Raw genomic sequence first — 14,785 nt, forward strand, 5'->3', positions numbered from 1 at the left:
GGGTGGCGGCCGCGACTGGCCTGATTGGGCGAGTCGCCGTGGACTGTTTGTCCGAGCAGTGATTCTGGTGATAAGGATAGGCCTGCGGCGCCGACAGAGGATTGCGAAGATTGCTCAAATAAACATGACTTGCGCAATTTTTAACCCTGGATAGATAATCTGCCGCAATTGATACGACAAAGGCCTGAATGATGAGCAAACTCGACCGATACGACCTGAGCATTTTGGCGGAATTGCAGCGCGATGCGCGTATTTCCAACCAGGAGCTGGCCGAGCGCATCGGCCTGTCACCGTCGCCGTGCTCGCGGCGGGTCAAGCAACTGGAGGACGATGGCTACATCACCCGTCAGGTGGCGCTGCTGGACCGCAAAATGCTCGGCCTGAGCCTGACGGCCTATGTACTGATCGGCATGGACCGGCATACGCCCGAGCGGTTCGAGAACTTCGAGGCGGCGATCCGTACCTTGCCGCAGGTGCTGGAATGCAGCCTGGTGACCGGGATGGACGCTGACTACCAACTCAAGGTGGTGGTGCCGGACATGGACCACTATCAGAAACTGCTGCTGGGCCACCTCACCCGCATCGAAGGGGTGACGAGCGTGCGCTCGAGTTTCGTGTTGAACCAGGTGCTCAACAGCACGGAGCTGCCGTTGACTCATCTGCGTAGCTGATAACACCATCGCGAGCAGGCGACGGACAGCTGCGACACACCGACGCAGGTCAATGCTGCGCCAATCCAGCAGGCGTATACTCGCCCCGCCTTTTTAGCCCCACCCGCGCTGGAGATACCTGATGGATCCTGCACTGTTTGAAGAGTGGATGATGACCGGACTGGTCAGCATCCTGATCATTTTCATGGGTTTCATCGTCTGGGATCTGGCAAAAAAATCCAAGGCCGGGCGCTTTGGTTCGTTCATCCTGTTCTTCGTGCTGGGCCTGGGCGTGGCCGCGTTCATCATCAAGAGCGTGGTGATCGGCCTGATCGAATCCGGCGCCTTATAAGCGCGCCGGCACTTCCTTCCACTGGCCCTGATCGAGCCCTTCGATCGTCCAGTCACCGATTCTGACCCGCACCAGCCGCAGCGTGGGCAAGCCCACCGCCGCCGTCATGCGTCGCACCTGGCGGTTACGTCCCTCGCGGATCACCAGCTCCAGCCAGCTGGTCGGCACACTTTTGCGAAAGCGCACCGGCGGGTTGCGCGGCCACAATTGCGGTTCCTCCAGCTGCCGCGCTTGTGCGGGCAAGGTCATGCCGTCGTTCAACTCGACACCCTCACGCAACCGCTGCAACTGCTCGGCGCTCGGCTCGCCTTCCACCTGCACCCAGTACGTCTTGGCCAGTTTGTGTTTCGGGTCGGCAATCCGCGCCTGCAACTGGCCATCGTTGGTCAACAGCAGCAACCCCTCGCTGTCGCGGTCCAGCCGCCCTGCCGGATAGATCCCGGGGATCGCGATGAAATCCTTGAGCGTCGCCCGTCCTTCTCCGTCACTGAATTGCGTCAGCACATCGAAGGGTTTGTTGAACAGGATCAGCGTCGGCTCGGCCGGGGGTGCCTTGGCGACCCGACGCGGGGCGGACGAAGGGGTGTTTGCGCCAGGACGGCGGGACACAGGGCGTTGTGGACGGGACATAAGCACAAGGACATCTGACGGTCAGGGCTGCCCATGCTAGTGCCCCGACCGACAAATGGCCATGGCCGTCAGCGGAACGGCGGCTCGTCGAAACTGCGCAATTTGCGCGAGTGCAGCGAATTGAGCTCGGTGCGCAGCAGGTCCACCGCCTCGATACCGATCTGCAAGTGCTGGCTGACCGCGCGCTGATAGAACGCGTTGGCCGAGCCCGGCAGCTTGATTTCGCTGTGCAGCGGTTTGTCCGAGACACACAGCAAGGTGCCGTATGGCACCCGGAGGCGATAGCCCTGGGCGGCGATGGTGCCGCTTTCCATGTCCACCGCCACGGCGCGGGACAGGTTGATCAACGGCCGTTCCTGAGCCCAACGCAATTCCCAGTTACGATCGTCGTAAGTCAGCACGGTACCCGTGCGCAGGCGCTTTTTCAGCTCGTCGCCCTTCTCGCCGGTGACGTTGGCGGCCGCCTGCTGCAGGGCCATCTGCACTTCGGCCAGCGCCGGGATCGGAATGTTCGGCGGCACCACCCGGTCAAGAATCCCGTCGCGGCGCATGTAGGCGTGGGCCAACACATAGTCGCCAATGGTCTGCGACTGACGCAGGCCACCGCAGTGCCCGATCATCAGCCAGCAATGCGGGCGCAGCACCGCAAGGTGGTCAGTGATGTTCTTGGCGTTGGAGGGGCCGACACCGATATTGACGAGGGTCACGCCATGGCCGTCTTCAGCAATCAGGTGATAGGCCGGCATCTGATAACGGTGCCAGACCACACCCGCGGCAATCGCCGAGGCTTCGCCGTGGTCCATGCTCTTTTCGATGATCACATTGCCCGGCAGCACCATTCGCACGAAACGCGGGTCGCTGCGCAACTGCTCCAGGCCATGCACGATGAACTGGTCGACGTAACGGTGGTAGTTGGTCAGCAGAATCCACGGCTGCACATGGCGCCAGTCGCTGCCGGTGTAGTGCACCAGACGGCGCAGGGAGAAATCAACCCGCGCGGCATCGAACAGCGCCAGCGGCAGCGGATCGGTGTTTTCCCAATCGTACAGGCCGTCGGCAATGCCGTCGGTGGCGGCGGACAGGTCGGTGCTGGGGAAAACCCGGGCCAGCACGGCGGCGGTCACGCCGGAGCCGGCCAGCTCATCGCCCTGCTCGACCACGTACGGATAAGGAATGTTCTGCTGGCTGATGCCGACCTCCACGGTCACGGTGAAGTCATGCATCAACGGCACCAGTTGCTCCAGCAGGTATTTGCGGAAAGCGGCCGGATGGGTGACGGTGACGCTGTAGGTGCCCGGCAACTGAACCTTGGCATAGGCTCGCGTGGTTTGCGGGACTTCGCCCTGACAGTGGTAGGTCAGACGCAGCTCAGGATAACGAAACATCGCACGCTGTTCGGCGTCCGGCTCAATACGGTCCTTGAGGTAACGCATGAGCGCCTGGTTCAGCGCGGTGGTTGCACGATTGTGCAAGTACGCAAGCCGATCCACGGCTTGCTCGGCGGTTTGGACGACAACAAAAGCTTCGGTCACGATCAGCATCCTGTGTTCTGACTTGCAGGCTTTCATCTTGCCTGCATCGTGGGCCGACGGGAACAGTGGTGTGTCGGATGCACACCAAGATATAGGTCAACACTGTCCATTGTGGGAGCGGGCCTGTGGTGTTAGAGAAACGGGGTCGAACGGGCGACGAGGGCTTCGACTTCCAGACCCCGCGGCAGTGCGCCATACACCCGGCCGGTCGCCCCCAGGCGACTGGCAATGAACGCATCGCTGACCGCCGAATTCCCCGCCTCCAGCAGCAGCTTGGCCTGCAACCCCAGGGCAATGTCTTCGGTCAACTGCCGTGCCCGGTATTGAATGTCGCTGGTGTCGCTGAATGCGCTGTGCAGCTGGCGGATGTGCGCCGCCAGGCGATGATCGCCATGCCCGTCACCCAACTCGCTGAACAGCACGTCGAGCACGCCAGGCTCCTTCGACAGCGCCCGCAGCACATCCAGGCATTGCACGTTGCCTGAGCCTTCCCATGTCGAATTGACCGGTGCCTCGCGGTAGAGGCGCGGCAGGATGCTGTCTTCGACATAGCCGGCGCCGCCCATGCATTCGGCGGCTTCATTGATCATGGCGGGCGCGCGCTTGCAGATCCAGTACTTGCCCACCGCCGTCACGAGGCGGGCGAATTTCGCTTCATGGGAGTCGTTCAGATGATCCAGCGCCTTGCCCATGCGCAGGCTCAACGCCAGGGCCGCTTCGCTTTCCAGCGCCAGATCGGCGAGCACGTTCTGCATCAGGGGCTGCTCGCTCAGGGGCTTGCCGCCGACACGGCGATGGGCGCAGTGATGGCTGGCCTGGGTCAACGCCTGGCGCATCAGCGCGCTGGACCCGACCATGCAATCGAAACGGGTCATGGCGACCATTTCGATGATGGTCGGCACGCCCCGCCCCTCTTCACCGACCATCCACGCCAGCGCGCCGCGAAACTCGACCTCGCTGGAGGCGTTGGAGCAATTGCCGAGCTTGTTTTTCAAACGCTGGATGTAGAACTGATTGCGCGTGTCATCGGGGCGGTGACGTGGCAGCAGGAAACAGGTCAGGCCCTTGTCGGTCTGCGCCAGGGTCAGGAAGGCATCGCACATCGGCGCCGAACAGAACCACTTGTGGCCCACCAGTTCGTAGGCCTGCCCCGGGCCGCTGGCGCCCACCGGATACGCCTTGGTGGTATTGGCCCGGACATCGGTGCCACCCTGCTTCTCGGTCATGGCCATGCCGATGGTGACACCCGCCTTGTGGGCCATGCCGACATTGCGCGGATCGTACTCGGTGGCGAGGATTTTCGGCAGCCACTGTTCGGCCAGGTCCGGCTGCAAGCGCAACGCCGGCACGCTGGCGAAGGTCATGGTCAGCGGACAGCCGCTGCCGGCTTCGGCCTGACTGTGCAGATAGGTCATGGCGGCGCGGGCGACATGGGCACCGGACTGCGGGTGCGTCCAGGGCAAGGCCGTCAGGCCGTGCTCGACCGCCGTGCGCATCAGCTCGTGGTAGGCCGGGTGGAATTCCACCAGGTCGATACGGTGACCGTAGCGGTCATGGCTGGCAAAAACCGGCTTGTTCTGATTGGCCAAAAACCCCGCTGCCATCAGCGGCCCGCCGGCCAGTGCACCGTAAGCGTCGATGCGCGACTCGGCCCACCCCGCGCTGAAACGCCGCGACCATTGCTGCAACGGCAGGTCGATGCGGTACAGGTTGGTGCCGTCCAGCGACGGTGGCTGGTTGGTGACTTCGTGGGTTTCAGCGAACTGATGCAGGTTCATGACGGGGCTCCTCGGGTCAGCCAGGGGTTCAGTTAAGCACTGCCCCGAGGCCGAACAAAGTGGCATATCCGCCTAACTGTCGGCGCTTTCGCCCTGTTGCTGACAGAGCACCCGCCGATACATGGCCGCCTGCAAGTCTTCGAATTTCACCGGTTTGCTCAGGTAGTCGATCAGGTCTGCCGTCACGCAGCGCTCCCGATCGACGGTCAGCGCAATCATGAACACCGGCACCTGCTCACAGCCCGGCAAGGCGCGGATCTGGCAGCACAGCGATACACCATTCATCTGCGGCAGCTCGCTATCGAGCAAGACTGCGTCAAATGTTTCCCGGCGCAGGAAATCCAGCGCTGCATGGCCGTCGTCGGCCGTGCGCACGCGAAAACCGAGCTTGAGCAACATCCCGCGCATCAGCAACTGATGGATGTCGTTGTTATCCACCAGCAGCACGGTGCATTCCTGAGGCAGGCGCAGATGTGGCAGGTCGCGACTCATCGGCGCTGCGACAGGCTCGCCCAGCGGTAATTGGAATTCCACATCCAACTGGAAGCGGCTGCCGCGCCCGGGTTCTGAGCGGTGGGTCAGTTGCCCGCCGAGCAAGTCCACCAACTGCCGGCAGATCGCCAGCCCAACGCCCAGCCCCCCGTGCTCACGGGTCATCGAGCCGTCGATCTGGAAGAAGCGCTGGTACAGCGTCGCCTCGCCCAGGTCGGTGAAGCCGATGCCGGTATCGATGACCGCGAAGGACAACGCCAGCCGCCCCGGTGCCACGGGTTTGCCCGTAACCCTCAGCGCCACGCCGCCGACCCGGGTGAACTTGATCGCGTTGTCCAGAAGGCATTCCAGGCATTGCACCAACTTGCTGCTGTCGCCGAGCACCCGGTCCGGCAATCCCGGTGCGACATCGACCTTGAAGTCCAGAGACTTGCCCAAGGCGTTGCCTTCGAACTGCATGCGCAGGGCATCGATCACGCTGCGCAGGCTGAAGGTCGACGCAGTGGCCGTGAGCTTGCCGGCCTGCAACTCGGTGAGGGTCAGGATACCGTTGACCATGCGCATCATGTCCCGCGCGGAACCGGCGGCGGTTTGCTGGTACTGCTCGAGTTCGGGGCCCATTTCCACGGTTTGCATCAACTCCAGCGAACCGATGACGCCGTTCATGGGCGTACGCAATTCGTGGGTCAGCGTGGCGAGGAATTCGTCCTTGAGCTTGTTGCCCTGCTCCAGCTGCCGGTTGAGCACTTCGAGCTTTTGCCCGGCATCGAGCAGGGTCTGCGCCTGTTGTTCGCGCATGGCGTTGATGCGGTCGGCCAGCGCCAGTGACAACAGCGCCACCTCGATGGCCGAGCCGATCTGGCTGGAATACATGGTCAGGAACACGTTCGGCAGGTAACCCAGCACCATCAGCGTGTTGACGATGCCGCCGAGCAGAAACGCCGACCAGGCAATGATGAAGTAGCGCGCCACGCGCAGGCCGCGCCACCAGGAAAACAGCCCGGCGGCGAAGATCACCACGGTGAACGTCAGCGCCAGCGCGGTCGCCAGGCGCAGGGCCAGGGCGTAACTGGTCATCAAGGACAACCCGACCACCAGCGCGCCGAACGCGATCAGCGCCAGCAACAGGCGATCGAGCCCGCGACTGAGGGTGGCCGTTTGCAGGAAGCTGCGGGCGAACTGACTGCCGAACAACCCGGCGCAGCCGATGAAGAACGGTGTGGCGGCGTTGGCCCACCAAGGGTTGTTCGGCCAGAAATACTGGACCGCCGCGCCGTTCACCGACAGCTGGTACAGGCCGAACGAGGCGATATAGAAGATGTAATAGAGGTAGCTGGTGTCGCGCACGCTCAGATAGATGAACAGGTTGTAGACCAGCATCCCCAGCAACACACCGTAAATCAGGCCCAGCACGTAGAGCCGGACCGGCTGCTCTTCCAGAAATGCCGTGCTCGACCACAACGTGACCGGTGCCTGGATAGAGCCTTCGCTCTGCAAACGCAGGTAAACGGTTTGCGCCTGCCCCGGGGTGAAGCTCAGGTCGAACAGGTAGTTGTTCTGACGGATTTCGCGACTGTCGAACGGCAAGGCATCGCCGGTCTGACGGATCAGGTGAAAATTACCCGCCGCATCAGGCATATAGAGGTCCAGCCGGTCGAGAGGCGGATAGGCCAGTTCCAGCAGCCAGGTGCGCTGGGCCGCAGGATTGATCGGGCGATAGTGCAGGTCAATTTTCAGCCAGAACGCCGAGCGCGAATAACCGGCGTTGAGGGTGGCCTTGTCGTGAGGCTTGAAGTGGCCGCTCGCGGCCTGCGCGAGTACCTCGTCGATGGTTGCCTCGCCATTGGCGTCTTCGAACACTTGCAGGGTTCGACCCAGGGGCAGGCTTTGAGTGAACTCATCGAATTCGACGGCGCTGGCCATAAGGGGCAAGCAAAACAGCAACATCAGCAAATAGCGCATTGAAGCCCCAGCGTGGCCTGTCCGGTTAATCTCAAAAAGCCCCTCATTCCCTTTGAGTAGACGTAAAACCGGCATGACCTGTTATTGGTTTGGATCCACTCTAGCATAGCCGTTGATGGCCATTGAACACCATTGAAACATTTCCTGGAAAGGCTCTAGTACGGGCGTTCCAGCGACGCAAAAAGGATCAGAACTGTTTAAATGGTCAGGTTGCGACAGTGCATCGGCCGACAGGCGCATTCCTGCAGGCCGCCGCGAGGTCACTTCCATGACTCGCCGGGCGACTGGTGGTAAGCTCGCGCACCATGAATATCTACAGCTCTCGCCCCGTTGTCCTCTGTCTCTCCGGCCACGACCCCAGTGGTGGCGCCGGCCTGCAGGCAGATATCGAAGCCCTGCTCGCCCAGGGTTGCCATGCGGCTCCGGCCGTCACCGCCCTGACCGTGCAAGACACGGTCAACGTCACTGACTTCCGCGTCCTCGACCGTGAGTGGGTATTGGCCCAGGCCAACGCCGTGCTCAACGATTCCGAAGTCGCGGCGGTCAAGCTGGGCATGCTCGGCTCACTGGAGATGGTCGATACCGTTGTCGAGCTGCTTCAGGCGCATCCGCATTTGCCCATGGTGTGCGACCCCGTGCTGCGCGCCGGTGGCGGCGGACGACTGGGCAAGGACGAAGTGGGTTACGCCATGCGCGAACGCCTGCTGCCCCTGTCGATCATCGCCACGCCCAACCTTCCGGAAGCGCGAATCCTCGCCGAACTGCCCGAAGGCACGGCGGACGAATGCGCTGAAAAACTCCTGCCGTTCGTCAAGCACCTGCTGATCACCGGCGGGCATGGCGAAGAGAGCGAAATCCATAATCGCCTGTACAGCCGCGACGGTCACCGCGAGACCTTCATCTGCCAACGCCTGCCCGGCAGTTATCACGGTTCCGGCTGCACCCTGGCCAGCGCCCTGGCCGGTCGTCTGGCCCAGGGCGAAAACCTCGCCAGCGCCGTACAGACTGCACTTAACTACACGTGGCGTACCCTGCGCGATGCCGAACAGCTGGGCAAAGGCCAGTTCGTTCCGCGTCGTCTTCCACTGGACTTCTGTTCGTAACGCCATGGGGCTTGTCCGATGAAACTACGCGGCCTTTACGCCATCACCGACAGCCAGTTGCTGGCCGGTAAATTCCTGTCGTACGTGGAGGCGGCGCTGGAAGGCGGCGTCACCCTGCTGCAATACCGCGACAAGAGCGATGACCAGGCCCGCCGCCTGCGCGAAGCGCAAGCCTTGCGCGACCTGTGCGAACGCTACAAGACCCATTTGATCATCAACGACGATGCCGAACTGGCCGCGCGCCTGAACGTGGGCGTGCACCTGGGCCAAACCGACGGTCCGCTGTCGCCGACCCGCGCTTTGCTCGGCTCCCGCGCCATCATCGGTTCGACGTGCCACGCACAACTCGAGCTCGCCGATCAGGCGGCCAGGGAAGGCGCCAGCTACGTCGCCTTCGGGCGCTTCTTCAATTCCAGCACCAAACCCGGGGCACCGAGTTGCAGCCTCGAATTGCTGGACCAGGCCCGCCGCCAATTGCACCTGCCGATCTGCGCGATCGGCGGTATCACCCTGGACAACGCCGCGCCGCTGGTGGCCCACGGGGTCGATCTGCTGGCGGTGGTCCACGGCCTGTTCGGCGCCCAGAGCACGACTGAAGTCACCCGTCGCGCCCGCGCCTTCAACGAATTACTGAAAGTCTGATATTGAGAGCCCGACCATGTCTCGTTCCGAAACGCTGTTTGCCAATGCCCAGAAACACATTCCCGGTGGCGTGAACTCGCCTGTCCGCGCCTTCAAGAGCGTGGGCGGCACACCGCTGTTCTTCAAGCACGCGCAGGGTGCCTACGTCACCGACGAAGACGACAAGCGCTATGTCGATTACGTCGGTTCCTGGGGCCCGATGATCCTCGGCCACAGCCACCCGGACGTGCTGGACGCGGTGCGCAAACAGCTGGAGCACGGCCTGTCCTACGGCGCGCCGACCGAGATGGAAACCCGGATGGCGGATCTGGTCTGCTCGATCGTGCCGTCGATGGAAATGGTGCGCATGGTCAGCTCCGGCACCGAAGCCACCATGAGCGCGATTCGCCTGGCGCGTGGCTTCACCGGTCGCGACAGCATCATCAAGTTCGAAGGCTGCTACCACGGCCACTCCGACAGCCTGCTGGTCAAGGCCGGCTCCGGCGCGCTGACCCAAGGCGTGCCAAGCTCGGCAGGCGTACCGGCGGCATTCGCCAAACATACCCTGACGCTGCCGTTCAACGACATCGGCGCCGTCGAAACGATGCTCGCGGAAGTTGGCCAGGACGTGGCGTGCATCATTGTCGAGCCCGTGGCCGGCAACATGAACTGCGTGCCGCCCGCGCCTGGTTTCCTTGAAGGCTTGCGCAGCCTGTGCGACAAGCACGGCGTGGTGCTGATCTTCGACGAAGTGATGACCGGTTTCCGTGTCGCCCTCGGCGGCGCGCAGGCCCATTACGGCGTCACCCCGGACCTGAGCACCTTCGGCAAGATCATCGGTGGCGGCATGCCGGTCGGCTGCTTCGGCGGCAAACGCGAGATCATGTCGCACATCGCGCCACTGGGCCCGGTCTACCAGGCGGGCACCCTGTCGGGCAATCCGCTGGCGATGGCGGCCGGCCTGACCACCTTGCGCCTGATCAGCCGTCCCGGCTTCCATGACGAATTGAGCGACTACACCAGTCGCCTGCTCGATGGCCTGCAACAACGGGCCGATGCCGCCGGCATTCCGTTCGTGACCACCCAGGCCGGCGGCATGTTCGGCCTGTATTTCAGCGGTGCCGACGACATTGTGACATTCGATGACGTGATGGCCAGCGACGCAAACCTGTTCAAGCGCTTCTTCCACCTGATGCTCGAAGGCGGCGTGTACCTGGCGCCAAGTGCGTTCGAAGCCGGCTTTACCTCGATCGCCCATGGCGAAGCCGAGCTCAAGCTCACGCTGGACGCCGCCGAGCGCGCATTCGCCGCCTTGAAATAAACGCAGTGCCGCTGACGTTGGCGATTGCCAGCGTCAGCTTTCACCTACATAAGCGCATATTTTCCTACCGATCTGCCGATTATCCCCCGCAAACCGGGCGATATATTTCCCACGCAGCAGAAAAACGAGTAAAGACTTTGTAAGGTTGGCCCTGCTTATTTCATAATGCGCGCTTATTGGATCCCCTCGACGGGTCCGCGTGCCCTTCAGAGGTAAGTCGATTCCCATGAACCGCACCGGCCGCATCCTTGCACTGGGCTGCCTGTTGCTCCTTCAACCCCTGCTCGCGCTCGCACAAGCAGGCGGTAACTCGTTGTTGATCCCAGCGATGGGTCGCTGCACCCTCAATACCCAGCCGCAAGACCTGGAACAGGCGCTGGCTGCCTGCCAGAAAGCTTCGGATGACGGTGATGCCCAGGCGCAATACGAGCTGGGCGAGTTCTACTACGCCGGGAAAAACACCTCACGCGATCTCAACAAAGCCCTGAGCTATTTCGAGAAGGCCTCGCTGCAAGGCCACGCCCAGGCGCAGTTCAAGCTCGGCAGCATGTTCTTCCACGGCGAAGGCGTACCGGCCAACAACGTTCAGGCGTACATCGTGCTGAAAATGGCGGCGGTCAATGGCGCTGAAGATGCGCTGGACACGGCCGATGAAGTCGCCGAGAAAATGCCTCGGGAAGAACTTGAAGTCGCCACCCAGGTGCTGGGGCAGATCTTCCGCAAATACCTGATGGAACTGCAGAGCGCCGATGGGCGCACGCCGTTTGCGCCCTTGCCCTGATTCGATACCGACCTTTGCGGCCCTGTCGCGAGCCTGCTCGCGATGAAGGCGACCCGGTCTTGAACCTTACTTCTCAGGCATCGGCATCGGAAACGGCATCACATTGCCGACCCCGGCACGGGCTTCGCTGATCTTGGGTGTGCCCAGGCGCTCGACCTCGTCAATGCGCACGATCGAATGCATCGGCACAAAACTGCGCACGACACCTTCGAACTGCGCCTTGAGCTTCTCTTCGCTCGGGTCGACCACCACTTGCGTGCGCTCGCCAAAGACGAACTCTTCCACTTCCAGAAAGCCCCACAGATCACTTTGATAGATCTGCTTGGCGTACATTTCGAACACCTGGCCCTGGTTGAGGAAAATCACCTTGTAGATTGGAGCTTCACGTTTGGTCATGGCGAGGGAGCAACACATCGGGGGATAAAAAAGAGGGCGCGAACTATAACATAGCCACCGGACGCACAGCGGTAGGAACCTGGTGGCATGTTCCCTATAATGCGCGGTTCTTTGAATCACGTGATGACTGTATCCATGGCCAAGAAGCTTTACATCGAAACCCACGGTTGCCAGATGAACGAGTACGACAGCTCGCGCATGGTCGATCTGCTGGGTGAACACCAGGCCCTGGAAGTCACCGCTCGTGCCGAAGACGCCGACGTGATCCTGCTCAATACCTGCTCCATTCGCGAACGCGCCCAGGACCGGGTCTACTCGCAGTTGGGTCGCTGGCGTGAACTGAAGCTGGCCAACCCCGACATGGTGATTGCCGTCGGCGGTTGCGTGGCCAGCCAGGAAGGTGCGGCGATCCGCGACCGCGCACCCTACGTCGACGTGGTGTTCGGTCCCCAGACGTTGCACCGCCTGCCGGAGATGATCGATGCCGCGCGCATCAGCAAACTGCCGCAGGTCGACGTGTCGTTCCCGGAAATCGAAAAATTCGACCATTTGCCCGAACCGCGCATCGACGGCCCAAGCGCCTATGTGTCGGTCATGGAAGGTTGCAGCAAATACTGCACGTTCTGCGTGGTGCCCTACACCCGCGGCGAAGAGGTCAGCCGGCCCTTCGATGACGTGATTGCCGAGATCATCCACCTGGCCGAGAACGGCGTACGTGAAGTGACCCTGCTTGGCCAGAACGTCAACGGGTATCGCGGCACCACCCACGACGGTCGCCTGGCGGACCTGGCCGAACTGATTCGCGTGGTCGCGGCCGTCGACGGCATCGACCGCATTCGCTACACCACTTCCCATCCGCTGGAGTTTTCCGACAGCCTGATCCAGGCCCACGCCGACGTGCCGGAACTGGTCAAACACCTGCACTTGCCGGTGCAATCGGGATCGGACCGCATCCTCGCGGCGATGAAGCGCAACCACACGGCGCTGGAATACAAGTCCAAGCTGCGCAAACTGCGTGCCGCCGTGCCGGGGATCTGCATCAGCTCGGACTTCATCGTCGGTTTCCCCGGCGAGACCGAGAAAGACTTCGAACAGACGATGAAGCTGATCGAAGACGTCGGCTTCGACTTTTCCTACTCGTTCGTCTACAGCCAACGCCCAGGCACCCCCGCAGCCGACCTGGCCGACGAAACGCCGGAAGCCCTGAAAAAAGAACGCCTGAATGCCCTGCAACATCGGCTGAACCAGCAGGGTTTCGAGATCAGCCGACAAATGGTCGGTTCGATCCAGCGCATCCTGGTCACCGATTACTCGAAAAAAGACCCCGGCGAGTTGCAGGGCCGGACCGAGAATAACCGGATCGTCAACTTTCGCTGCGACAATCCAACCCTGATCGGACAGTTCGCCGATGTGCACATTGATTCCGCACAGCCGCATTCGCTGCGGGGTTCGCTGATCCAACAACACTGAAAACCCGATGTGGGAGCGAGCCGGCTCGCGATGACGGTCTGACATTCGACACATCAGTCGCCTGCCAGGCCCCTTCGCGAGCAGGCTCGCTCCCACAGGGGCCGGGTGTTTGATCCAGGACCATTTAAGAGCTTTCGCACCCGCGCCGCTGGCGTTATCCTTGATTTCATCTTAATTGCCCCAGGGCGGCTGAATACGACCTTGAACGCACCCATAGAACCACATCGTTTTATTCTCGAGCCCTTTGAGGCCCGCCGCTTCGCCAATCTGTGCGGGCAATTCGACGAGCACCTGCGCTTGATCGAACAGCGCCTGACCATCGAGATCCGCAACCGCGGCAATCAGTTCGAGCTGATCGGCGATCCCAAGCACACCACCTCCGCAGAAAACCTCCTGCGCCGCCTGTACCGTGAAACCAAGGGTACCGAGCTGTCGCCGGACATGGTTCACCTGTTCCTGCAGGAATCTGCCGTGGAACAGCTGGACAACGTTTCCGCCTCCGAGCCCTCCGTGGCCCTGCGCACCAAAAAAGGCATGATTCGCCCTCGCGGCTTGAATCAGTTGCGCTACGTGAAGGAAATCCTCGGTAACGACATCAATTTCGGCATCGGCCCGGCCGGTACCGGCAAGACCTACCTGGCCGTGGCCTGTGCGGTCGATGCGCTGGAACGCGAACAGATCCGCCGCATCCTGCTGGTTCGCCCGGCGGTGGAAGCGGGTGAAAAGCTCGGCTTCCTGCCAGGCGATCTGTCGCAGAAAATCGACCCCTACCTGCGCCCGCTCTACGACGCGCTGTACGAAATGCTCGGCTTCGAGTACGTCGCCAAGCTGATCGAAAAGCAGGTGATCGAAGTGGCACCGTTGGCCTACATGCGCGGTCGCACCCTGAACAACAGCTTCATCATCCTCGACGAAAGCCAGAACACCACGGTCGAGCAGATGAAGATGTTCCTGACCCGGATCGGCTTCGGCTCCACCGCCGTCATCACCGGCGACATCACCCAGGTCGATCTGCCCCGAGGCACCAAGTCCGGGCTGCACCACGTGATCGAGGTGCTCAAGGAAGTCCCGGGCATCAGCTTCACGCACTTCCAGCCCAAGGACGTCGTGCGCCATCCGCTGGTGCAGCGCATCGTCGAAGCCTACGAGCGTTTCGAAACCCGTGTGGCCGAAGATGCAGCCGCCAAGGATAGTCGCCGCGATGCTTGAGCTTGACCTGCAAATCGCGACCGAAGCGCCCATCCCGAGCGAAGAGGATTTCCGTCTATGGTGTGAGCTGGCCCTGCGCCAGCGCAGTGCCGACTCGGAGATGACCATTCGCCTGGTCGATGAAGCCGAGGGCCGTGAGCTCAACCACACCTGGCGGCAAAAGGACTACGCCACCAACGTCCTGTCGTTTCCGGCCGACGTGCCCGACGAGTTTCTCGATATCCCGCTGCTGGGTGATCTGGTGATCTGCGTGGCGGTGGTCGAGCGCGAAGCCGCCGAACAGGGCAAGGAACCCAAGGCGCATTGGGCCCATCTGGTCATCCACGGCTGCTTGCATCTGCTGGGTTACGACCATATAGACGATGACGAAGCAGAAGAAATGGAAGCGTTGGAACGCGCCTTGCTAGCTCAGTTGGGCTATCGCGATCCGTACGCGGACGACGAAACCGAAACATCCACTCTCGTGACAACAAAGGATTCAGAGTAAT

General features: G+C 61.9%; 14 protein-coding genes. 9 read left to right on the forward strand and 5 right to left on the reverse strand.

What is annotated here, in order from left to right; all coding sequences use genetic code 11:
- Positions 1 to 191: 191 nt before the first annotated feature.
- Both QIW53_RS15140 and QIW53_RS15145 read left to right on the forward strand, forming a co-directional pair.
- Positions 192 to 671: an Lrp/AsnC family transcriptional regulator gene (locus QIW53_RS15140; protein WP_007894448.1), complete on the forward strand. Its 480-nt coding sequence runs from the start codon at positions 192 to 194 to the stop codon at positions 669 to 671.
- A gap of 121 nt (positions 672 to 792) precedes the next feature.
- Positions 793 to 1,002 (forward strand): DUF2788 domain-containing protein, encoded by a 210-nt coding sequence (locus QIW53_RS15145; protein ID WP_016773053.1) that lies wholly within the window; start codon positions 793 to 795, stop codon positions 1,000 to 1,002.
- Here the strand turns inward: QIW53_RS15145 and QIW53_RS15150 are convergent.
- From QIW53_RS15150 to QIW53_RS15165, 4 genes are all read right to left on the reverse strand, one after another.
- Positions 997 to 1,632, reverse strand: coding sequence for a pseudouridine synthase (locus tag QIW53_RS15150; RefSeq protein ID WP_371050427.1), 636 nt, complete (start codon positions 1,630 to 1,632; stop codon positions 997 to 999). The genes QIW53_RS15145 and QIW53_RS15150 overlap by 6 nt on opposite strands.
- 68 nt (positions 1,633 to 1,700) lie before the next feature.
- The gene (gene amn, locus QIW53_RS15155) at positions 1,701 to 3,200 is read right to left on the reverse strand and encodes an AMP nucleosidase (RefSeq protein ID WP_371050428.1); all 1,500 of its coding nucleotides are present in this window, start codon (positions 3,198 to 3,200) and stop codon (positions 1,701 to 1,703) included.
- Positions 3,201 to 3,295: 95 nt separating this feature from the next.
- Positions 3,296 to 4,942, reverse strand: a complete 1,647-nt coding sequence (locus QIW53_RS15160) for an acyl-CoA dehydrogenase family protein (RefSeq protein WP_371050429.1) — start codon at positions 4,940 to 4,942, stop codon at positions 3,296 to 3,298.
- Between the two features lie 72 nt (positions 4,943 to 5,014).
- Complete coding sequence (locus tag QIW53_RS15165; protein WP_371050430.1) at positions 5,015 to 7,396, reverse strand: hybrid sensor histidine kinase/response regulator; 2,382 nt, start codon at positions 7,394 to 7,396, stop codon at positions 5,015 to 5,017.
- A 305-nt stretch (positions 7,397 to 7,701) separates the two neighbouring features.
- On the opposite strand from QIW53_RS15165, the gene QIW53_RS15170 reads away from it, so the two are divergent.
- The 4 genes from QIW53_RS15170 (at position 7,702) to QIW53_RS15185 (ending at position 11,222) form a co-directional block, all read left to right on the forward strand.
- A complete protein-coding gene (locus tag QIW53_RS15170) occupies positions 7,702 to 8,499 on the forward strand; it encodes a hydroxymethylpyrimidine/phosphomethylpyrimidine kinase (RefSeq protein WP_371050431.1) in 798 nt (265 codons plus the stop codon).
- A gap of 18 nt (positions 8,500 to 8,517) precedes the next feature.
- Complete coding sequence (thiE, locus tag QIW53_RS15175) at positions 8,518 to 9,141, forward strand: thiamine phosphate synthase (protein WP_371050432.1); 624 nt, start codon at positions 8,518 to 8,520, stop codon at positions 9,139 to 9,141.
- Positions 9,142 to 9,157: 16 nt separating this feature from the next.
- The gene (gene hemL / locus QIW53_RS15180; protein ID WP_371050433.1) at positions 9,158 to 10,441 is read left to right on the forward strand and encodes a glutamate-1-semialdehyde 2,1-aminomutase; all 1,284 of its coding nucleotides are present in this window, start codon (positions 9,158 to 9,160) and stop codon (positions 10,439 to 10,441) included.
- A 226-nt stretch (positions 10,442 to 10,667) separates the two neighbouring features.
- Complete coding sequence (locus QIW53_RS15185) at positions 10,668 to 11,222, forward strand: tetratricopeptide repeat protein (protein WP_371050434.1); 555 nt, start codon at positions 10,668 to 10,670, stop codon at positions 11,220 to 11,222.
- A 66-nt stretch (positions 11,223 to 11,288) separates the two neighbouring features.
- Here QIW53_RS15185 and QIW53_RS15190 read toward each other — a convergent pair whose 3' ends face one another.
- Entirely contained in the window at positions 11,289 to 11,618 is a 330-nt protein-coding gene (locus QIW53_RS15190) for a DUF1820 family protein (RefSeq protein WP_047736335.1), read from the reverse strand.
- 135 nt (positions 11,619 to 11,753) lie between these two features.
- Here QIW53_RS15190 and miaB point away from each other — a divergent pair, with 135 nt between their 5' ends.
- The 3 genes from miaB (at position 11,754) to ybeY (ending at position 14,784) form a co-directional block, all read left to right on the forward strand.
- Positions 11,754 to 13,088: a tRNA (N6-isopentenyl adenosine(37)-C2)-methylthiotransferase MiaB gene (gene miaB, locus QIW53_RS15195; protein WP_201195005.1), complete on the forward strand. Its 1,335-nt coding sequence runs from the start codon at positions 11,754 to 11,756 to the stop codon at positions 13,086 to 13,088.
- Between the two features lie 201 nt (positions 13,089 to 13,289).
- Positions 13,290 to 14,297 (forward strand): PhoH family protein, encoded by a 1,008-nt coding sequence (locus QIW53_RS15200; protein ID WP_371050436.1) that lies wholly within the window; start codon positions 13,290 to 13,292, stop codon positions 14,295 to 14,297.
- Positions 14,290 to 14,784: an rRNA maturation RNase YbeY gene (gene ybeY / locus QIW53_RS15205; protein ID WP_371050437.1), complete on the forward strand. Its 495-nt coding sequence runs from the start codon at positions 14,290 to 14,292 to the stop codon at positions 14,782 to 14,784. The genes QIW53_RS15200 and ybeY overlap by 8 nt, the downstream gene beginning before the upstream one ends.
- The last annotated feature ends 1 nt before the right edge of the window (position 14,785 follow it).

Origin of the sequence: Pseudomonas fluorescens, from assembly GCF_041354075.1 — a bacterium.
GTDB classification, from domain to species: domain Bacteria; phylum Pseudomonadota; class Gammaproteobacteria; order Pseudomonadales; family Pseudomonadaceae; genus Aquipseudomonas; species Aquipseudomonas fluorescens_CE.